Genomic DNA, 18,988 nt, shown 5'->3' on the forward strand with positions numbered 1-18,988 from the left:
GCATGACTGACCCGATGACCCATTCCGCGGCCGGTGCGCGCCGCGAACTGATCGCCTTCCGCATCGCCGAGCAGGAATTCTGCGTCGACATCATGCAGGTGCGCGAGATCCGCGGCTGGACCCCGGCCACGCCTCTGCCCCGCACGCCGTCCTACATGAAGGGCGTCATCAACCTGCGCGGCGCGGTGCTGCCGATCGTCGACCTGGGCGCGCGCCTCGGCCTGACGACCAGCGAGCCCAGCGCCCGCCACGTGATCATGGTCGTCAATGTCGGCGGCCGTACGCTCGGCCTGCTGGTCGAGGCGGTCAGCGACATCATCAACGTCAGCGACGACATGGTGCAGCCGACGCCGGACGTGGCCTGCGACCAGGTGAAGACCTTCGTGAAGGGCCTGTTCGCCATCGACGGGCGCATGGTCAGCCTGATCTCGCTCGACCGCGTCCTGCCTGAGACCGAGGCGGAGGCAGCATGACGAGCCCGGTCGATACGCGCGCCAGGGGCGGCGCCGCGGCCGGTCTGGTCGAAGGCGAGTTCCTGTTCACCGAGGACGATTTCAAGAAAATCGCCAACATCCTGCACAGCCACGCCGGGATCGCCCTGGCCGAAGGTAAGGCCGCGCTCGTCTATTCGCGCCTGGCCAAGCGGCTGCGCTCGCTGGGCATGCGCTCGTTCCGCGAATACTGCAGCCTGGTCGAGGGCCAGCAGGGCGTCGACGAGCGCCAGGCGATGATGGCGGCCCTGACGACCAATGTGACCCGCTACTTCCGCGAGCCGCATCACTTCGACCATCTGCGCGACGTCGTGATGCCGAAGCTGGCCGAGACCGCGCGTCGCGGCGGCCGCGTGCGGCTGTGGTCGGCCGCCTGCTCCAACGGCCAGGAGCCCTACTCCATGGCCATCACGGTGCTGACCGCGCTGCCCGAGGCCGCCAACCTGGACGTCAAGATCCTGGCCACCGACATCGACCCGAACATGATCGCCGAAGGCAAGGCGGGCATCTATCGCGAGGACGCGGTGGCTCCGGTGCCGCTGGAACTGCGCCGCAAGTGGTTCAAGAAGGCCGGCGGGGGCTGGGAAGTCGCCGACGAGCTCCGCGAACTGGTCGCATTCCGCGAACTGAACCTGATCGGCGACTGGCCGATGCGCGGCAAGTTCGACGTCATCTTCTGCCGCAACGTGGTCATCTATTTCGACGAGCCGACCCAGGAGCGGATCTGGAGTCGCTTCGCGCCGGCGCTGGTCCCCGGCGGCACGCTTTACATCGGCCACTCCGAACGTGTCTCCGGTCCGGCGACGAGCCAGTTCGAGACCACCGGTTTGACCACCTATGCCCTGCGAGGCGGCCGATGACCGTCGGGGTTCTCGTCGTCGACGACAGCGCCACCATGCGCGGCCTGATCGCCGCGGCGCTGAAGCGTGATCCTGAGATCGAGGTCCTCGGCTTCGCCAACGACCCGCTGGAAGCGCGCGAGCAGATCAAGAAACTCAATCCCGACGTCGTCACCCTCGACATCGAGATGCCGAAGATGAACGGCCTGGAGTTCCTGGAAAAGATCATGCGCCTGCGGCCGACGCCGGTGGTCATGGTCTCGACCCTGACCCAGGCTGGGGCCGACGTGACGCTCGAGGCCCTCGAGCTCGGCGCGGTCGACTGCGTCGGTAAGCCGGTCGGCGGCGTCACCGCGCAGGAAGCCTTCAACGAACTGACGCTGAAAGTGAAGGCCGCCGCCCGCGCCCGGGTGAAGCCCTACAACGGTCCGGTCACGCCGGTGGAGCGCGACGGCGACTACCGCGCCTCGGACACGATCCTGGCGATCGGCTCGTCCACCGGCGGGGTCGAGGCGCTGATGACCATCCTGGCGACCTTCCCGGAGACCTGCCCGCCGACGGTGATCACCCAGCACATGCCGGCGACCTTCACCAAGAGCTTCGCCGCACGCCTGGATCGGATTTCCGGCGCCCATGTAACCGAAGCCCGCGACGGCGACCGTCTGCAGCCCGGCCACGTCTACATCGCCCCCGGCGGCGACCAGCACATGGAAGTGCTGTCGGCCTCGCATCCGGTGATCCGCCTGCGTGCGGGCGAGCCGGTCAACGGCCATCGCCCCTCGGTCGACGTGCTGTTCGAGTCGGTCGCCAAGCTGAACCGCCATGCGGTGGGCGCGATCCTGACCGGCATGGGCCGCGACGGCGCCGCCGGCCTGCTGGCCATGCGCAAGGCCGGCGCCCGCACCCTCGGCCAGGACGAGTCCTCTTGCGTCGTCTACGGCATGCCGCGCGTCGCCTTTGAAATCGGGGCCGTCGAGAAACAGATCGGCCTGTCGCGAATGGGTCCCGCCATCTTGAACCTCTGCTCCGCCGCAGACATCCATAGGAGCGCCTGATGCCCGCCGCCGTCAGCATCAAGACCCTGATCGTCGACGACCAACAGACGATGCGCTCGCTGATCCGCACCAGCCTGCACGCCCTGGGCATCACCCAGACGCGTGAAGCGCCCGACGGCGAGGAGGGGCTGCGCCAGATCGTCGCCGCCCCGGCCAACCTGGTGATCACCGACTTCAACATGCCCAAGCTCGACGGGCTCGGCCTGCTGCGGGCGATCCGCGCCCATGGTCCGACCTCGAAGACCGCGGTGATCATGCTGACCGGCCGCGCCGACCGCGAACTGGTGCAGCGCGCCGTGCAGTTCGGCGTGAACAACTATCTGGTGAAGCCCTTCACCACCCAGACTCTCAAAGAAAAAATCGAAGCGGTGTTCGGTCCCCTGACATGATCGTCGAGAACGTCTCTGGACGGCCGGGAAAACGGATCCATGTGGTGCAGGGAGAGCACCACATCTCCAGCGACCCCGATGTCATGCTGACCACGATCCTCGGATCGTGCGTGGCCGTTTGCATGCGAGATGCGAAGACCGGCGTCGGCGGCATGAACCACTTCCTGCTGCCGAGCGGCAAGGCCGAGGGCCTGGACGAAGGCCGCCGCTACGGCGCCTACGCCATGGAACTGCTGATCAACGAACTGCTGCGCTCAGGCGCGCGCCGCGATCGCCTGGAGGCCAAGCTGTTCGGCGGGGCGCGGATGTTCGGCGGCCTGTCGGACGTCGGCGCGTCTAACGCCGCCTTCGCCGAGAAATTCCTGCGCGATGAAGGCATCCCGGTCGTGGGCTCCAGCCTGGGCGGGCTGGCGGCGCGTCGGGTGCAGTACTGGCCGACCACCGGACGGGCGCAACAAAGAACTGTCACTGATAACGCGGAGCTAACCCGTCTGCGCGAACCTGTGGCGCGGGTTCCTGCGCCGGTCGAGGACGAAGGGTCCGTGGAGCTGTTCTGATGAGCCAATCCGCCCTCGTCCGCACCCCGGAGGTCCTGGCCTCCATCGCCCAGGAGCTGGAGCACGCCGGCGAGCTGTGCGACCGCCTGGAAACCCTGGTGACGCAGCTGGTGCGCGCCAGCCGCGGCGAGCCGCTGGCCATCGCCCTGCACGAAGCTCAGACCCTGGACGTGTTGACCCAGCACCTGGCGGCGCTGGCCAACTTCACCCGCAAGCTCTCGGCCCAGGCCGCGAGCGACGCCTATGACCTCACCGACGCCGTCGCCGGCGTCACGCTCGGCGACCTCGCCAACCGGCTGGCGCGGGTGACCCGCGAGGGTTCCGCGCGGGCGGCGGCCGACGCCGGGGACCTCGACCTCTTCTAGGCGCTCGCCGATGGCCCTCGATCCCAAGATCCGGATCAATCTCGACCGATCGGTGGTGCTGCTGGTCCAGCAGAACTCACAGGCCATGGACGCGCTGACCGCGATGTTCCGCGGGTTCGGGGTGCGCAAGCAGTTCAAGGCGGCCAATGGCGCCGAGGCCATGCACATCGTGAAGACGCAGGAACTCGACCTGATCGTCACCGACTCGCACCTCCCGGACATGGACGGCTACGACCTGGTGCACTGGCTGCGCCGCGAAGGCCCCGACAACGCGCGCTTCACGCCGGTGATCATGCTGACCGGCCACGCCGCGCGCACCATGGTCGAGAAGAGCCGCGACTCCGGAGCGAACTTCGTCGTCTCGCGTCCGTTCACCCCGGAAATCCTGCTGCAGCGGGTGTTCTGGGTGGCCAAGGACGAGCGGCAGATGGTGGTCGCCGACGGCTATGTCGGCCCGGACCGCCGCTTCAAGAACATGGGCCCACCACTTGGCGTCAAGGGCCGGCGCAAGGACGACCTCTCCACGCACGTCGGGGCCGCGACCGATCCCAACATGGATCAGTCCGACATCGACATGCTGCTGAAACCGATGAAGGCGCAACTGTGAGCGAAGCTGAATTCGTCAAGGTCAAGTACCGCTTGACCGAACAGGTCGCCCGCCCGGGCGGCATGACCGCGGGCCTCGCCAACGAGCGGGCGCAACGCGAACTGGCCGCCCATGCCGGCGACGCGATGAAGTCGCTCGGCAACATGATCGGCCGCCTGGAGGCGATGAACCGCGAGAAGTCGGTGTCGCTGGACACGGTCTACGAGGAGGCTTCGACCATCCTCGACATCGCCGGCCTGTTCGACAAGCGCACGCTCTGCGACGCCTGCTACAGCCTCTGCGAACTGGTCGACCGCCAGCGGACCCACGGCCGCCAGGACTGGACCAGCATCGGCGTCCACGTTAGCGCCCTGCGCCTGCTCTGGACCAAGGACGGTCAGGACCCGGACTCGCTCAAGTCGGTGGTCAACGGACTGTGGTCGATCACGGACCGGCTGGCGCCCTAAGGCGCCGCCGCCCCTTTCCTATTCGGGCTTGGCGTAGCGCTGGCTGACCTTGCGCAGGCCCGCCAGGATCGCCTGGGTGCCGGCCGCATCGGCCGCGCCTTCGGTCTGCAGCAGCAGCCGGCAGGCCCGCAGGTGCACCGCCACGGCGTTGGCGTCCCAGCGCTGCTGGCTCTTCAGATAATCCAGCAAGTCCGACAGGCTGATCAGCGCCGTGTCGATGGCCGCCAGGCCGCAGACGCTCGGCACCCCGATCGGCTTGGCGACGATGTCGTAGAGCTCGCCCGTCAAGGCCGCGTCGTAGTCGGCGCCCGCCCGCCCCGCACAGGCCTCGGCCTGGTCAAGCATGGTGGTCAGTTCGCCGAGACAGTCGTTCTTGAGACTGGCGAGGCCCGCGCCGGCGCGCTGCACGGCCTCCGCCACCGGCAACCCGCCAGGGGTGCGCAGAAGCTTCGCCAGCTTGACCGGCGGGGTATGGATACGAACTGAGCTCATAGTTCCACCCGTCTTGTCTTCATCAGGCTGTCGATGACTTCCTGATCCATGTTGGGGCTCTGGGCCTCGCCGATGTCGCCTTGCAGGTCGTCGCGGCGGCGGCCGGTCATGCCCGTCGGGACGCCTTCGTTCTTGAAACGGCGGTCGGGGCCTATGTAGGTGTCGCACTCGACGAACCGCCGGCTCTCGCGCGCGATCCAGATGATGCGTTCGAGCACGGCGATCGGGGTCAGCGGCTTGGCCATGATGAAGTGAGCGCCGCAGTCGCGGGCCTTCTGCACGGCATGGCTGGGCGTGTGCCCGGACGTCAGCAGCACCGGCGCATAACAATTGGGCTCGATCCGGCTCGACCGCAGCCAGCTGACGAAGTCATAGCCCTCGCCCGCCGCGCCAAGCGAGTCGCAGACGATCAGGTCGACCTCGATCTTCGAGATCGCTTCCTTGGCTTCCTCGACCTTTTCGCAGCGATGCAGCGTCTTGACCCCAAAGCCGGTGAGGATCTGCACGAGGATGCTCATGCCCATGGGAGACTCATCGAGCACCAGCACCGAAGCGCGCTCGAGATTGAAGCGGGCGCGGGATTCCGGACTAAGACCCATACTGTTTCCGGGCGTGGAAGCGATCGTCCAACCTTAAGGCGATCAGGGTTAATAAGTGTTTCCGCTGTCGGCGGTGCGGCGAGCCGCCACACGCTAGGGCCGCAGGTAGACCGGGTTGCCCAGCAGGATCAGCTTGCCGTCGGGGCCGAGCACGTCGATCCGCAGCCAGCGGGCGGCGCCATCGGCGGTGAGTTCGAACGCAAGCCTCTGATCGGCCTGGCCGATCATCCGGTCGCCGGGCGCCGCCAGTCCTTTGGCGTCGCCGGCCAGGCGCACCCGCCCGCCCGCGGCGCCGACCACGCGGACCTCGACCGCGATCCTACGCCCGGCCGGCGCGGCGAGGGCATCGCCCATTTGGGCCACTTCCACCCCGTTTGTGGCGCGGACCTCCAGCAGCCGGTCTGCGGTCCCGGCGACGTCGACGAACACATGCCCGCGCCGGATCGCTTCGAGAATGGCGACCTGGCTGCGTTCCGGCGCACGAACCACCGTGGTCGGCACGCCGATGGCCGGCGCCTTGGCTGGATCGAGGCCGGCGTCGTGGTTGTCGGAGCCGCCGACGGCGGTGATGCGCCGCCCCTCGTTGAGCCGCGCCTCCCAGAACGCCATGCCCGACAACGGCCCTTCCGCAAAGCCGCCATTGACCACTTCGATCGCCTGGACCGCAGCATAGTCCGTGTCCCGCGCGGTCCAGCCGCAGCCCATGCAGAACTCGCCCGAAGGCAGGCCCGGGTGGTTTATCGAGAACAGCGCGCCGGCCTCGCGCGCCTGCGCCTGGATGTCGGAGACGCCTGGGGCGCGCGGCCCGCCGAGCTGAAAGTCGATGAAGGCGGTCGGGCCGAAGATGTTGGCATGGCCGTGAAAGGTGGTGATCTCGCGGCCCGGCACGATCAGCAGATCGTCGAAGTACGGCGCGAGCTCGCGCAGCGCCTCGAAATGCGAGGTGGTGTTGTGGTCGGTGACGGCCACGAAATCGAGACCGCGCGCGGCGGCGGCCTCCAGCGTCTTGAACACCGGGCACGGAACCCGAACCCCCTTGCGCGACAGACACGAGCCGTCGCTGTGGGCGGTGTGCATGTGCAGGTCCCCGCGCCACCAGCGCTCGCCCTCCCCCGGCGCCGCGGGCGAGAAATCGGCCGGCGGAGCGCCAGCGCGGTCGAGCCAGATTCGGGCGACATACTCGGCCCGCGCGTCCTTACGGATGTTCGGCGCGCCCAGGATCAGCGTCCAGGTCCCCGGCGTCAGCGGCCCGGCGGGGTAGGACGGCGTGGCGTCGCTCTGCGCGAGGGTGAAGCTGGACTTGTTCCCGCCGCTCCAGCCGCGGAAGCGCTGCGGATCGCGCAGGCCAAGGTCGATGACCGACTTCTGCTCCTTACCGTCATGGGCGAACTCGACGGTCAGGCGTTCGGTCCCAGGCGGGACCTTGAACGGGATCTCGACGTAGGTCTGGTGCGCGGCCGAGGTCAGCACCCCGGTCAGGGTCACGTCCGGCGCGCGCGTCGGCTGCGCCTGCGCTGCGCTCGCCAACGCCGCCGCCATCACCAAGCCGAGCAGGGTTCTCTTCATCGGGTTTCGGCATAGCACGCGCAAATTTACGACCGATCGTGCGTTTTTCGTTGCCGTTGCGGCGCCCTGTCCATATTTACGACGTAAGCAAAATCCTACGGAGACGGGTATGGAAACGAGCCTGCAACTGCGTTCGCTGGTCAAGTCGAGCGGCGAACTGGAACTGTCCCTGGCGCGCGTGCCGGTGCCGCAACCCACCGGTGACGAGGTGCTGGTTCGGATCGAAGGCGCCCCGATCAATCCGTCGGACCTCGGCCTGCTGCTCGGCCCTGCCGACATCACGAACGCCAAAGTCACCGGTTCGGGCGACGACGTCGTCTTCACCGCCCCCGTCCCCGAGCAGTTCCTGCGCGCGCTGAAGGCGCGTCTCGACGACTCGATGCCGGTCGGCAACGAAGGCGCCGGCGTCGTCGTCGCGGCCGGCGACGCGCCGGAGGCCCAGGCCCTGCTCGGCAAGACCGTCGCCATCCTCGGCGGCGCCACCTACGCCCAGCACCGCATCGCCAAGGCCGGCGACGTGCTGGAGCTGCCGGCCGACGCCACGCCTGCCGACGGCGCCTCGTGCTTCGTCAATCCGCTGACCGCGCTCAGCATGGTGGAAGTCATGCGCCGCGAGGGCCACACCGCGCTCATCCACACTGCGGCGGCCTCGAACCTCGGCCAGATGCTGAACAAAATCTGCATCAAGGACGGCGTGGCCCTGGTCAACATAGTCCGCAGCCAGGAGCAGGCCGACCTGCTCCGCGGCATCGGCGCCAAGTACGTCGTCGACTCGACCGCGCCCGACTTCATCGAGGCCCTGACCGACGCCATCGACGAAACCGGCGCGACGCTGGCCTTCGACGCCATCGGCGGCGGCAAGCTCGCCTCGCAGATCCTCTCGGCGATGGAAGTCGCGGCCAACCGCAAAGCCACCGTCTACAGCCGCTACGGTTCGTCGACCTACAAGCAGGTCTACATCTATGGCGGCCTGGACACGCGCCCGACCGAGCTGGCCCGCAACTTCGGCCTGTCGTGGGGCGTCAACGGCTGGCTGCTCACGCCCTTCCTGGTGAAGATCGGCGCCGACGCCGCCAAGCTGCGCGCCCGCGTGGCGGCCGAACTGAAGACAACCTTCGCCAGCCACTACACGGCCGAGCTCTCGCTGGCCGAGGCCCTGCAGCCCGAGTTCATCGCCGCCTACGCCCGCAAGGCGACCGGCGAGAAGTACCTGATCAACCCCAACAAGGGCGCCTGACGCACAAAAAATGCTGCACCCACGCCTTGCAGCATGGGTGCAGCATGAACTGCGGTAAGTCGCTGTTTCCTCAGCCTTTCTAGATGAAGTAAAGGCTGAGGCTACGGTCGCCGGAACCGGCTTGCGGTTCCGGCTCGCTCGCTACTTCTCGTTCGTGAAGATCACCGTGCCGGACGAGGCGAACATGCCGCCGACGCCGTGGGCGACGCTGATCTTGGCGCCTTCGATCTGCGCCGCGGCGGTGCCGCGCATCTGCCGCACGCTCTCCTGCAGCGCGTACATCCCGTACATGCCCGAGTGCATGTAGGAGAGGCCGCCGCCGTTGGTGTTGACCGGCAGCTTGCCGCCGATCGCGGTGTTGCGCTCGCGGATGAAGTCCTTGGCCTCGCCCGGCTTCACGAAGCCGAGGTCTTCCAGGCCGTAGAGCGGCAGGTGGGCGAAGGCGTCGTAGATCATCAGGTGATCGACGTCGGAGTGCTTGATGCCGGCGTCCTCGAACGCCTTGGCGCCCGAGATCTTGAACGCGGTAGACGACGTGAAGTCGTACATCTGCGAGACCATCGGGGTCTCGACGCTCTCACCCGTGCCCAGCACGTAGACCGGCTTGTTCGGGAAGTCCTTGGCCCGATCGGCGCTGGTCAGGATCAGCGCACCGCCGCCGTCGGTGACGAGGCAGCACATCAGCATCCGGTAAGGCCAGGCGATCATCGGCGAGTTCAGCACGTCGTCGACGGTGATCGGGTCCTTGAAGCTGGCGCGCGGATTCTTGGCGGCCCATTCGCGTTGAATCACCGCGACGTTGGCCAGGTCTTCCTCGGTGACGCCGTAGGTCTTCATGTAGCGAAGCACCGGCACGGTGAACATGGTCGGCGGGCCGACCGGACCGAACGGCATTTCGAACTGGCCCATCAGGCTCGACGGCGCGCGACCAAAGCCGCCGGCGCCGACCCGCGAACGCCCCGATTCGCCGTGCGTGATCAGGATGGTCTTGGCGTGGCCGGCGGCGATCGCCGCGGCCGCGTGGCGGACGTGCAGCATGAACGAGCAGCCGCCCACCGACGTGCCGTCGGCATAGGTCGGCTTGATGCCGAGGTAGTGGGCCAGTTCGACCGGGCTGATGCCGGCGGTGGCGACGCCGTCGATGTCGGCCGGCGTCAGGCCCGCGTCGGCCATGGCGTTCAGCGCCGCATCGGCGTGCAGGCCGATCACGGACACGTCCGGAATCTTGCCCATCTTCGTGGTTTCCGCGGCCCCGACGACCGCGACGGAATTCTTTTGCATGGTCTTGGAGCCCTTACGACTTGGCCGGCTGGAAGAAGGGCAGCGAGATCGTGTCGCTGAACTTTTCGAAAACGACCTCGAGCGGCATGTCGAGGACCAGGGCTTCAGGCGTCTGCGGGCAGCCGACGATGTTGGTCATCATGGTCGGGCCTTCTTCGAGCTTCACCACCGCGATGGCGTAGGGCTCGGTCCCCATGTCGGGGCGGGGACGGTGGTTGATCACATAGGACCAGAGGACGGCCCTGCCGCTGGCCTTGAAGACCTCGACGTCGCGCGAGCCGGTCTTCGGATCGAACGGACGCGGCGGGAAGTAAGCTTCGCCGGTGGCCTTGTTGCGTTGCAGGAGCAGTTCGCCCCGGGCCGCCCCGTCCCAGAAATGCTGGGTCTCGGGCGTGGGTTCAGGCAAGATTCTCGCCATCTTGAAATTCGTCCCCAATCAAAATTCGACGTTTGGAAATTGGCCCGCCTTTCGACGGGCGCGGCAGCAAAGCCCGATACGGCCGCGTTGTCGATGCTGACGCTAAGGGAAACTTCGATGTCCGACGCCTTCGACCTCGCCCGTTTCCTCGACGCGCAAGCCAACGCAATCACCACGGCCCGCGCCGAACTGGCGTGCGGGCGCAAGGCCTCGCACTGGATGTGGTTCGTGTTTCCGCAGATCGCCGGCCTGGGATCGAGCGCCATGGCCCAGCGCTACGCGATCGGTTCGGCGGCTGAGGCGGCGGCCTATCTCGCCCACCCCGTGCTCGGCTCGCGGCTGCGCGACCTCACCGAACTGGCCAACGAGGCGCCGGGGTCGGCGCGCGAGGTGTTCGGCCCGCCCGACGACCTGAAATTCCGGTCGTGCATGACGCTGTTCAACGCCGTGGCCCCGGACGAGACGCCCTTTCGGACCGCGCTCGCGCGGTTCTTCGGCGGCGAGCGCGACGAGCTCACCCTGCAGATCCTGGAGCGCAACTCAGACCGGTGACGACGCCAGCTTGCGGCGCTCGGTGGAGGCCAGGAGTTCGGCCCAGATCGCGGCTTCAAGGTTCGAGGCGCCCTTCGCCTCGGCCGCGGCCTGCAGCTCGATCAGCGCCGCGCGCAGGGCGTCGTTACCGGCCTTCAGCGCCGACAGCCGCAAGTCCTCGTCCGATCCAGCCGCGAGGTCCGCGAAGTCGAGGCCGACCTCGCCTGCCCGCGCCAGCAGCGGCCGGATGGCGCGATTCTCGGCCACCAGGCGAGCCGCCATGCCGTCCCAGACCTCGGCGGCGACGCCGAGCAGCGCGGCCGACAGGCCCAGCGCGCTGGCGCGGTCGGCGGGATGGACGTCCGGCATCGCATTGCGAACGCTGAGGCCGGCCAGCTCGGCCAGCACGGCGGGAACGGGCGGGTTCATAGGCGTCCCATCACTTGCAGGGTGGCGCGGTCCTGGGCGTTCTGCAGCAGCCAGGGCGGATAGACCATGATCGGCTCGCGGTTGCCGCCGTCGATCCAGACGCGGGCGGAGGAGATCCAGATCGCCTGGCCCTTCACGCAGTTGAACAACTCCCACCAATGCAGCGCGGCAGGGTCGGCCTTGAGCCCGCTGGCGCGTTCCCAGATGGCGACCGCTTCCTCGCGCGGCAGCAGGCCGCCGGCCCTGCCCTGGCCGAATGACCAGACCGGATTGAAGCTCCAGCCCAGGTCCTCCAGCGGATCGCCCAGGTGGCACATTTCCCAATCGAGGACGCCGTGGATGCCGCCCGCCTCGTCGTAGAGGAAGTTGCCCGTCCGATAGTCGCCGTGCACCACCGACAGCTTCTGGGCCGGCGGCGGCGGGTTGGCGCGCAGCCAGCGGATCGCCGCACGAGTGATCGGCAGCGGCTCGGGCTCGTCGCGGTCGAGCAGGCCCTCCCAATAGCTGAGTTCCCGATCCCAGCAGGCGTCGAGCGCCACAGGCGCCATCACCTGGGTCAGGCCCAGCGCGACTGGATCGGCCTTGGCGATCTCGCCGAGGATCGTCCACTTGCGCTGGCCAAGCTGGCCGAGGGTCGCGGCATAGGGCGGCCCGAACAGCGCCGCCGGGCCGGCCTGGAAGCCGGCGATCTCCTCAGCGATGAAGAACGGGTGGTCGAGGGCGGCGTCCTCTTCCTCCAGCCACAGCATCTCCGGCACCGGCACGGCGCTGCCGTGGAAGGCCCGATAGGCCTCGAACTCGATGCGGCGCTCGGTCTCGATCAGCGAGGCCGGCGGATCGCGGCGAAGGATCAGCTTGCGCTCGCGCGCCGCGCCGTCCTCGTTCCACAGCAGCTTGAAACGATAGGTCTCGCGCGAAGCGCCGCCCGAGATACGCGACAGGTCCTTCACCTCCACATCGCGCGCGCCGGGCATGCGGGCGGCGATGTAGGCGGCCAGACGGGGTTCCAACGCCATACTCGAACTCAGTGCATCTGGAAGCGGATCGGCAGGGTCTTGGGCCCGTTGACGAAGGTCGCCAGGCTTTGCTTCGGCTCGCCGTTCAGCTCGACGGACTTGATGCGCGGCAGCATTTCCTCCCAGAGGATCCGCATCTCCATCTTCGCCAGGTGCTGGCCCAGGCACAGGTGGGCGCCATAGCCGAAGGCCAGGTGCTTGTTCGGCTTGCGGTCGACCTTGAACGCCGCGGCGTCGTCGAACACGTCCTCGTCGCGGTTGCCCGAGGCGTAGCAGAGCATCATCCAGTCGTCCTTGGCGAGCTGGCGGCCGGCGAACTCGGTCGGCTCGGTGGCCGTGCGCATGAATGTCTTCACCGGCGTGATCCAGCGGATGCTCTCGTCCACCAGGCTCGGGATCAGCGTGGGATCGGCCTTCACCTTAGCGAACTCGCCCGGATTGGCGGCCAGGCCCCAGAGCGCGCCGGCGGTCGACGACGAGGTGGTGTCGTGCCCGGCGGTGGCGACGATCATGTAGTAGCTGATCGCCTCCAGTTCCGAGATCGGCTGTCCGTCGATGGTCGAATTGGCGATCACCGAGGCGACGTCGTCGCGCGGGTTGGCCCGGCGGTCGGCCGAGACCTTGTTGAAGTAGGTGTAGAAGTCGGCGATCACCCCGTCGCGCATCAGGGACTCGAAGTCGCGCTGCTTGCCGCCGTCGCGGGCCAGCTCCGGATCGGTGGCGCCGAACAGCTCCTGGGTCAGGGTCAGCATCCGGGGCTCGTCCTCCTCCGGGACGCCCAGGATCTCCATGATCACATGCAGCGGATAGCCGAGCGCGACATCGCGGACGAAGTCGCACTCGCCGCCGGTCGCCGCCATCTTGTCGACCGCCTTGCGGGCGATGCCGCGGATGCGGTCCTCCAGCCCCTTGATGTTGGTCGGCATGAACCAGGACTGGGTCAGGGCGCGGTACTTCGGATGATCGGGCGCGTCCATCTGCACTAGGCTGCGGACCAGATGCGGGCTGCCGCCCATCATCGCGCGCACCGCGGTGTCGGCGGCCTTGTTGGTGATCACCGTCGCCTTGTCGCCGTTGTGGAACAGCGCGTTCTGGCGGCTGATTTCCAGGATGTCGGCGTGCTTGGTCGCCACCCAGAACGGGTCGAAGCCGTCGATCTCGGCCAGCCCGAACGGGTTGTTGGCGCGGAGCCAGGCATAGGTCTCGTGAATACGGCCGTCCGCATAGGCGGTCGGGTCGACCAGGTTGGCCGCGTATTCGTCGGGTATGCGCGCGTTGCTTGTGCTCATCTCTCCTGAGCGCTCGTTGCTACCTTACGCCCCGTAACCTTACGTGGCGTCAGCAAAAAGCGTCCTCCCTTGTCTTGTTATCTTTGTTCACTTGATAATGCCGCAGACGGCGACGTCGCAATACCGTCAATCGACAAAGTCATGATCGCCGCAGTGCAAGATACGTCTGGGAGGACGCCACCCATGCTGACCAAGGCCGACGATTTTCCGATCCACCAGACGCCCGAGCCGATCGCCTACGCCGGGACCGACCGGAATTTCTACGATCGCTACTTTTTCAACGGCTATCAGCCCGACGGGACCGAGTTCTTCGCCGTCGCCTTCGGCGTCTATCCGCAGCTGAACGTCGCCGACGCCCACTTCTCGGTCATCCGCGACGGGGTCGAGCACTGCCTGCACGCCTCCAGGGTCATCAACATGGAGCGGATGGACCTGGCCTGCGGGCCGATCTCGATCGAGATTCTCGAGCCGCTGCAGAAGCTGAAGGTCACCGTGGCGCCGTCGAACGGCTTCGCGGCGGAGATCGTCTTCGAGGGCCGCTCCTTCCCGATCGAAGAGCCGCGCTTCATGCGCCGGATCGGGCCGCGCGCCTTCATGGACTACACCCGCCTGACCCAGAACGTGCGCTGCACGGGCTGGATCGAGGTGGACGGCGTGCGCAAAGAGCTTGCGGCCGGCACGGTCGGCACCCGCGACCGCTCCTGGGGCATCCGGCCGATCGGCGCCCCCGATCCGCAGCCGCCGGTGCCGATGACGCTGGGCGGCTTCTTCTGGCAGTGGACCCCGCTCAACTTCGCCGACCGCAGCATCTTCTTCCACGTCAACGCCGACCCGGAAGGGCGCCCGTGGAACACCCGCGCCGTGATCGCCCCGGACGGCGCCGGCCATGACGGGTTCTACGAAACCGAAGCGCCGACCATGGACGAGGTGTCGCTGATCGCCGGCACCCGCCACGCCAGCACCGGAACGTTGAACGTGCCGCTGGCCCAGGGCTCGGCCTCCATCCGCTTCAAGCCGTTCCTGACCTTCCTGATGCGCGGCATCGGCTATGGCGCGCCGAACTGGCGCCACGGGGGCTACAAGGGCGACCTCGTCGTCGAGCGCGAGGACATCGACCTGGGCGCCACCGATATGGCCAGCCCGGAGAACTGGCACATCCAGGCGCTCAGCCACGTCACCCTCACCCTGCCGGGCGAAGCTCCGGTCCAGGGCATGGGCGTGTTCGAACAACTGATCGCCGGGCCCTACCGCCCGTACGGGCTGTAGGTCTCCGCTTGCAGAGGGCGCGGCCAGCGGCCGCGCCCTCCAACACCTGTTTGAACCAGCGCTTGCGTGCGGGGCCCCGCCCCTGCACACTCATGTTCATTGAAGATAGCCAGGCGCCATTTCGCGCGACTTTTGAAAGTTTGAGACTTTGACCGCTACCTCTCCCGCGGCGATTAAGGCCGCGCAGCCGGACGTCCTGTCGTCCGTGGACGCCCTGATCGAAGGTCTGGCCAGCGTCGGCTACATCGCCTCGCGCCGCATCGCGACCGCCCTCTACATGGCCATTCACCTGCAAAAGCCGATCCTGGTCGAAGGCTCGGCCGGCGTGGGCAAGACCGAACTGGCGCTGTCGACCGCCAAGCTGCTCGGCCAGCCGCTGATCCGCATGCAGTGCTACGAGGGCCTGGACGAGTCCAAGGCGCTCTACGAGTGGAAGTACGGCAAGCAGCTGCTCTACACCCAGATCCTCAAGGACCGGATGGGCGCCGCGCTCTCCGACGCCGAGGACATGGACGCCGCCATGGAGCGCCTGCACGGCATCGGCGACCTGTTCTTCTCCGAGCCTTTCCTGGAACCGCGCCCGCTGATGAAGGCGCTGAAGGAAGACGACGGCTGCGTTCTGCTGATCGACGAAATCGACAAGTCGGACGAGGCGTTCGAAGCCTTCCTGCTGGAAGTGCTGTCGGCCTACCAGGTCTCCATCCCCGAGCTCGGGGTGATCGAGGCCAAGACCCCGCCGCTGGTGTTCCTGACCTCGAACAACATCCGCGACCTGGGCGACGCGCTGAAGCGCCGCTGCCTGCACCTGCACATTCCGCTGCCGGACGCCGACCTCGAGCGCAAGATCGTCGCCAGCCGCGTCCCCGGCATCGAGCAGACCCTGACCACCAGCCTGGTGGGCTTCGTGCAGTCGCTGCGCACGCTCGACCTGCGCAAGTCGCCGTCGATCTCCGAGACCGTCGACTGGGCGCGGGCGCTGATCCTGCTGAACGCCGACAGTCTCAATCCCGAGATCGTCCGCGACACGCTGAACGTGCTGCTGAAGTTCGAACCGGACATCGCCGCGGTGGAGCCGCAAATCTCCGAGCTGCTGCGCCGTCCGGCGGCCTAAGCCCATGCAGGGCGCTCTGGAGGACTTCTTCCGGGCCCTGCGGGCCGCGGATGTAAAGGTCTCGCCTGCCGAGGCCATCGACGCCCACCGCACGGTGGAGAAGGTCGGATTCGCCGATCGCGAGCTGTTCAAGGACGCGCTGTGCGCGACCCTGGCCAAGTCCTCCGACGAGGTGATCCGGTTCGACGAGACGTTCGAGACCTTCTTCCGCCGCGACGAGATGGCCTTCGAGCCGCCGCCGCAAGGCGACGGCGATCCGATGGAGGGGCTGCCGGAAGGGTCCGAGGAATCGGAGCTCGCCCGCATGCTGCTGGAGGGCGACGCCTCGGGCCTGGCCCAGGCGATGGAGGAGGCCGCCCAGCGGGCCCAGGTCTCGCAGATCCGGCTCACCACCCAACGCTCGCGCCTCGCCCGGCGGCTGCTGGAGGAGATGGGCCTAGCCGAGATCGAGTCGATCATCGCCAACGCCCGAAAGCTGGAAGGCGGCGGCGATGCGGCTGATCGGCTGGAGGCCGGCAAGCGCCGACTGGCCCAGGAGGCCCAACGCTACGTCGAGCGCCAGCACGAGCTCTACGCCTCGGGCTCGGGCAAGATGCTCCGCGAGGAGATGCTGGCCCGCAAGGCGCTGAACGCCGACGGCGGCATCGATCCGATCGACCAGGCGATGATGCAGGCGCTGGTCAAGAAGATGGCCAAGCGCCTGGCCGACCGTTATTCGCGCCGCCGCAACCGCGCCCGCAAGGGCCACATGGACATCCGCCGCACGCTGCGGAAGTCGATGCCCTATGGCGGCATGCCGTTCGAGATCATCTGGAAGACCGAGAAGATCGACAAGCCGTCGATCATCTGCATCTGCGACGTGTCGAAGTCGGTGGCCGCGGCCGCCCAGTTCCTGCTGACCTTCCTCTACTCGCTGAACGAGGTGGTCGACCGGATGGAGGCCTACGCGTTCTCGGGCCGGCTGATCAGCGTCAACGACATCCTCGAAGACGAGCACGTCGACGGGGCGATCTTCCAGGTGCTGCGCAAGATCGGGTTCCAGCAGACCGACTACGGCAAGTCGCTGGAGGACTTCTGCGAGAACCACCTCGACAGCGTCGACCGGCACACCACCGTCATCTTCCTGGGCGACGGACGGTCGAATTATGCCGATCCGCGGCTCGATCTGATGGCCACGATCCACAATCGCGCCCGTTCGGTCATCTGGCTCAACCCTGAGCCGGAGAGCTACTGGAGCCAGGGCGACAGCGTCATGTACCGCTACGAACGCTTCTGCCACGTGGCCAAGACCTGCAACACGCTGGGCCAGCTGGAGCGGATCATCGAGGACGTGCTGCGGACCTACGTCCCGCACTAACCGCTCAGGCGCTCGCCGCTCTCGCGCGGCGAGCGCTGGCCTCGAACGCGCCCCAGGCCAGCGAGGCCAGGAAGCCGAAATAGAGAATGTAGAGGCTGGCGACGTAGCCGCGCGCCAGCAGGGTGACGTCGGCCAGCTTGGCGGCATGGCACATCAGAGTCAGCGCCTCGGCCGCCCAGGCCCCGATCAGCCACTGGCGGTCGTAGAACCAGATCAGCAAGGTCACCACCGCCAACACCGAGGCGTCCACCGCCGCCACGCCCCAGAGCGGCTGCGGCAGGCCGCCCAGTTGCTGGGCGAGCGGGCTGAGGAAGAAGGCCGCGAGACTGACGCAGGCGGCGATCCGTTCAGGAACGCCGCCTTTCCAGAGCGCCAGCAGCGTGACCGCCGCCGTGGCGACGGCGCCGGTCAGCTGAATGGGCGCGTTGATCAGCTCAAACCAGCTCATCCCCGGAAGGGAAAGCGGTGCGAGCATCGCGTCAAGCCGCGCTGGCGACGGCGCGCAGTATCGGCGCCTCGGCCTCCGACACGCCGGTCGGCGGCTTCTCGACGCCGGTGCCGTGCAGGGTCGTGGGCCGCACGCCCAGCTGCGGCGAGGCCTTTTCGAAGGCGGCGTGGGCCGACATCGCGTGGCCGCGCGCCTCGCCCAGGGCGTCAATGGTGCGGGTCAAGGCGGCGACCGCCTCGTGACCAAGAACCGCGGAATAGTTGTGCTCGCGGCGCAGGGCGCTGGTCTGAGCGATCAGCAAAGCGGCCCTTTCCAGCGCGGCGTCCAGGGCCGCCTCGGTCTCAAAGAGCGAGGTGGCGATGGCCTGAGCCAGTTCACGACGTTGCATGAGGTGTCCTTCCTCCGCGCCGTGGCGCGGGACGTGATGTTGCAGCGATGAGGAGCGGCGTCGGCGAGGGGCCGGGTCAGCCGCGGGCAAGCCAGACGTCGAGCGTCTGCATGAGGTGGCCGAGCTGGATGGCGATGGCCAGACCGCCGATCAGCAGGGCCCCAGCGACAAGGGTGAACAACATTGCGCTCAGGAGTCGTCGCCAGGGGGTCCTGGCGGCCCCTGGGCCAGCCACCGCCACGACTGGGGGGGCTGAGCCTCCGCGGGCAACAAGACGAGCGCGACGCAGATAATCTCGCGCAGCAGATCGAGCCTCGTCAGATAGGGGCTCATCTCCCGCGTCACCTGCAGCAGGTGATGCACCGTCTCCTTCTGCTGACCCGTGCTGGCCAGGCTGTCGAAGATCGCCTCCAGGTCGCCCCAGGTGGTCTGTGGCAGTTGTTTCGCCGTATGGGGCATGTGCGCCTCCTTTCGAGAAGGAGGTCAGCATCTCGTCGACGCTGCCGGCCAGGGGGAGCGGCGCCCCTACGTAGTCATCACGTACATCGCCGGCGAGCATGCGGGCGGCGTCGCGCCGGTTGGCGGCGCCCAGCTTCTTCATCGCCCGTTCGATGTGCTTGTCGACCGTCCGCGCCTCGAGCCCGAGTTCGCGGGCGATCTCCTTCGACTGGAGATGGCGCGCCACCCCCATGAGGCACTGCCGCTCGCGTGGCGTGAGCGTGGCCAGCCTATCCATTACGCGTCCCCCGACCCTCGCCGGGCGAGCCGCCTGCGAGGCGGCCGCGCGCCGCGAGGCCTTAGCGGGCGTAAA

24 protein-coding genes and 1 pseudogene are annotated in these 18,988 nt (G+C 67.7%); 13 read left to right on the forward strand and 12 right to left on the reverse strand.

Annotated features, from left to right (window positions below; all coding sequences use genetic code 11):
• Positions 1-2: 2 nt before the first annotated feature.
• The 8 genes from AC1Q87_RS07925 to AC1Q87_RS07960 are packed head-to-tail and all read left to right on the forward strand — an operon-like array spanning position 3 to position 4,749.
• A complete protein-coding gene (locus tag AC1Q87_RS07925) occupies positions 3-473 on the forward strand; it encodes a chemotaxis protein CheW (RefSeq protein ID WP_267232103.1) in 471 nt (156 codons plus the stop codon).
• Positions 470-1,351 (forward strand): CheR family methyltransferase, encoded by an 882-nt coding sequence (locus AC1Q87_RS07930; protein ID WP_492608433.1) that lies wholly within the window; start codon positions 470-472, stop codon positions 1,349-1,351. Before AC1Q87_RS07925 ends, AC1Q87_RS07930 begins: the two co-directional genes overlap by 4 nt.
• The gene (locus tag AC1Q87_RS07935; protein ID WP_492608434.1) at positions 1,348-2,385 is read left to right on the forward strand and encodes a protein-glutamate methylesterase/protein-glutamine glutaminase; all 1,038 of its coding nucleotides are present in this window, start codon (positions 1,348-1,350) and stop codon (positions 2,383-2,385) included. The genes AC1Q87_RS07930 and AC1Q87_RS07935 overlap by 4 nt, the downstream gene beginning before the upstream one ends.
• Entirely contained in the window at positions 2,385-2,774 is a 390-nt protein-coding gene (locus tag AC1Q87_RS07940) for a response regulator (protein ID WP_492608435.1), read from the forward strand. Before AC1Q87_RS07935 ends, AC1Q87_RS07940 begins: the two co-directional genes overlap by 1 nt.
• Positions 2,771-3,331 carry a chemotaxis protein CheD gene (locus tag AC1Q87_RS07945; protein ID WP_492608436.1) on the forward strand — a complete coding sequence of 187 codons (561 nt, stop codon included), beginning with the start codon at positions 2,771-2,773 and terminating at the stop codon, positions 3,329-3,331. Before AC1Q87_RS07940 ends, AC1Q87_RS07945 begins: the two co-directional genes overlap by 4 nt.
• Positions 3,331-3,696, forward strand: a complete 366-nt coding sequence (locus tag AC1Q87_RS07950) for a DUF8776 family protein (RefSeq protein WP_056017207.1) — start codon at positions 3,331-3,333, stop codon at positions 3,694-3,696. Before AC1Q87_RS07945 ends, AC1Q87_RS07950 begins: the two co-directional genes overlap by 1 nt.
• A gap of 10 nt (positions 3,697-3,706) precedes the next feature.
• Positions 3,707-4,303 (forward strand): response regulator, encoded by a 597-nt coding sequence (locus AC1Q87_RS07955; RefSeq protein ID WP_492608437.1) that lies wholly within the window; start codon positions 3,707-3,709, stop codon positions 4,301-4,303.
• The gene (locus AC1Q87_RS07960) at positions 4,300-4,749 is read left to right on the forward strand and encodes a hypothetical protein (protein WP_492608438.1); all 450 of its coding nucleotides are present in this window, start codon (positions 4,300-4,302) and stop codon (positions 4,747-4,749) included. Before AC1Q87_RS07955 ends, AC1Q87_RS07960 begins: the two co-directional genes overlap by 4 nt.
• An 18-nt stretch (positions 4,750-4,767) precedes the next feature.
• On the opposite strand, the gene AC1Q87_RS07965 is transcribed toward AC1Q87_RS07960, so the two are convergent.
• From AC1Q87_RS07965 to AC1Q87_RS07975, 3 genes are all read right to left on the reverse strand, one after another.
• Complete coding sequence (locus AC1Q87_RS07965) at positions 4,768-5,241, reverse strand: hypothetical protein (RefSeq protein ID WP_492608439.1); 474 nt, start codon at positions 5,239-5,241, stop codon at positions 4,768-4,770.
• Positions 5,238-5,840: a response regulator gene (locus AC1Q87_RS07970; protein ID WP_492608440.1), complete on the reverse strand. Its 603-nt coding sequence runs from the start codon at positions 5,838-5,840 to the stop codon at positions 5,238-5,240. The genes AC1Q87_RS07965 and AC1Q87_RS07970 overlap by 4 nt, the downstream gene beginning before the upstream one ends.
• Positions 5,841-5,933: 93 nt before the next feature.
• Positions 5,934-7,406: a CehA/McbA family metallohydrolase gene (locus AC1Q87_RS07975; RefSeq protein ID WP_492608441.1), complete on the reverse strand. Its 1,473-nt coding sequence runs from the start codon at positions 7,404-7,406 to the stop codon at positions 5,934-5,936.
• A 109-nt stretch (positions 7,407-7,515) separates the two neighbouring features.
• Between AC1Q87_RS07975 and AC1Q87_RS07980 the strand changes: the two genes are divergently transcribed.
• Complete coding sequence (locus tag AC1Q87_RS07980) at positions 7,516-8,643, forward strand: zinc-binding dehydrogenase (protein WP_492608442.1); 1,128 nt, start codon at positions 7,516-7,518, stop codon at positions 8,641-8,643.
• A 141-nt stretch (positions 8,644-8,784) separates the two neighbouring features.
• Here the strand turns inward: AC1Q87_RS07980 and AC1Q87_RS07985 are convergent, their stop codons facing one another.
• The gene (locus tag AC1Q87_RS07985; RefSeq protein ID WP_492608443.1) at positions 8,785-9,924 is read right to left on the reverse strand and encodes a thiolase C-terminal domain-containing protein; all 1,140 of its coding nucleotides are present in this window, start codon (positions 9,922-9,924) and stop codon (positions 8,785-8,787) included.
• A gap of 13 nt (positions 9,925-9,937) precedes the next feature.
• Positions 9,938-10,342 carry a Zn-ribbon domain-containing OB-fold protein gene (locus tag AC1Q87_RS07990; RefSeq protein ID WP_492608444.1) on the reverse strand — a complete coding sequence of 135 codons (405 nt, stop codon included), beginning with the start codon at positions 10,340-10,342 and terminating at the stop codon, positions 9,938-9,940.
• 117 nt (positions 10,343-10,459) lie between these two features.
• Between AC1Q87_RS07990 and AC1Q87_RS07995 the strand changes: the two genes are divergently transcribed.
• Positions 10,460-10,894 carry a DUF1810 domain-containing protein gene (locus AC1Q87_RS07995; RefSeq protein ID WP_492608445.1) on the forward strand — a complete coding sequence of 145 codons (435 nt, stop codon included), beginning with the start codon at positions 10,460-10,462 and terminating at the stop codon, positions 10,892-10,894.
• Here AC1Q87_RS07995 and AC1Q87_RS08000 read toward each other — a convergent pair.
• Genes AC1Q87_RS08000 through AC1Q87_RS08010 form a run of 3 tightly spaced genes read right to left on the reverse strand, consistent with a single transcriptional unit; the run spans position 10,883 to position 13,607 of the window.
• On the reverse strand, positions 10,883-11,302 hold the full coding sequence (locus tag AC1Q87_RS08000; protein WP_492608446.1) for a hypothetical protein: 420 nt from the start codon (positions 11,300-11,302) through the stop codon (positions 10,883-10,885). The two genes, AC1Q87_RS07995 and AC1Q87_RS08000, sit on opposite strands and share 12 nt — an antisense overlap.
• A complete protein-coding gene (locus AC1Q87_RS08005) occupies positions 11,299-12,318 on the reverse strand; it encodes a phosphotransferase family protein (RefSeq protein ID WP_492608447.1) in 1,020 nt (339 codons plus the stop codon). Before AC1Q87_RS08005 ends, AC1Q87_RS08000 begins: the two co-directional genes overlap by 4 nt.
• Before the next feature lie 8 nt (positions 12,319-12,326).
• Entirely contained in the window at positions 12,327-13,607 is a 1,281-nt protein-coding gene (locus AC1Q87_RS08010; protein WP_492608448.1) for a cytochrome P450, read from the reverse strand.
• Positions 13,608-13,790: 183 nt separating this feature from the next.
• Between AC1Q87_RS08010 and AC1Q87_RS08015 the strand changes: the two genes are divergently transcribed.
• The 3 genes from AC1Q87_RS08015 to AC1Q87_RS08025 all read left to right on the forward strand — a co-directional run bounded on the left by AC1Q87_RS08015 (position 13,791) and on the right by AC1Q87_RS08025 (position 17,341).
• Positions 13,791-14,873, forward strand: a complete 1,083-nt coding sequence (locus AC1Q87_RS08015; protein WP_492608449.1) for an Rv3169 family protein — start codon at positions 13,791-13,793, stop codon at positions 14,871-14,873.
• A gap of 148 nt (positions 14,874-15,021) precedes the next feature.
• Positions 15,022-15,984: an AAA family ATPase gene (locus tag AC1Q87_RS08020; RefSeq protein WP_492608450.1), complete on the forward strand. Its 963-nt coding sequence runs from the start codon at positions 15,022-15,024 to the stop codon at positions 15,982-15,984.
• 4 nt (positions 15,985-15,988) lie between these two features.
• Positions 15,989-17,341, forward strand: coding sequence for a VWA domain-containing protein (locus AC1Q87_RS08025; RefSeq protein ID WP_492608451.1), 1,353 nt, complete (start codon positions 15,989-15,991; stop codon positions 17,339-17,341).
• A gap of 4 nt (positions 17,342-17,345) precedes the next feature.
• On the opposite strand, the gene AC1Q87_RS08030 is transcribed toward AC1Q87_RS08025, so the two are convergent.
• The 4 genes and pseudogenes from AC1Q87_RS08030 to AC1Q87_RS08045 all read right to left on the reverse strand — a co-directional run.
• A complete protein-coding gene (locus AC1Q87_RS08030) occupies positions 17,346-17,789 on the reverse strand; it encodes a hypothetical protein (protein ID WP_492608452.1) in 444 nt (147 codons plus the stop codon).
• A gap of 31 nt (positions 17,790-17,820) precedes the next feature.
• Complete coding sequence (locus AC1Q87_RS08035) at positions 17,821-18,177, reverse strand: hypothetical protein (protein ID WP_492608453.1); 357 nt, start codon at positions 18,175-18,177, stop codon at positions 17,821-17,823.
• A gap of 189 nt (positions 18,178-18,366) precedes the next feature.
• On the reverse strand, positions 18,367-18,636 hold the full coding sequence (locus AC1Q87_RS08040) for a hypothetical protein (RefSeq protein ID WP_293405266.1): 270 nt from the start codon (positions 18,634-18,636) through the stop codon (positions 18,367-18,369).
• A 109-nt stretch (positions 18,637-18,745) separates the two neighbouring features.
• A pseudogene (locus tag AC1Q87_RS08045) lies at positions 18,746-18,913 on the reverse strand (LuxR C-terminal-related transcriptional regulator); the annotation flags it as partial.
• Positions 18,914-18,988 lie beyond the last annotated feature (75 nt).

The sequence above is a fragment of the Phenylobacterium sp. GW823-FHT02A09 genome (genome assembly GCF_058797775.1).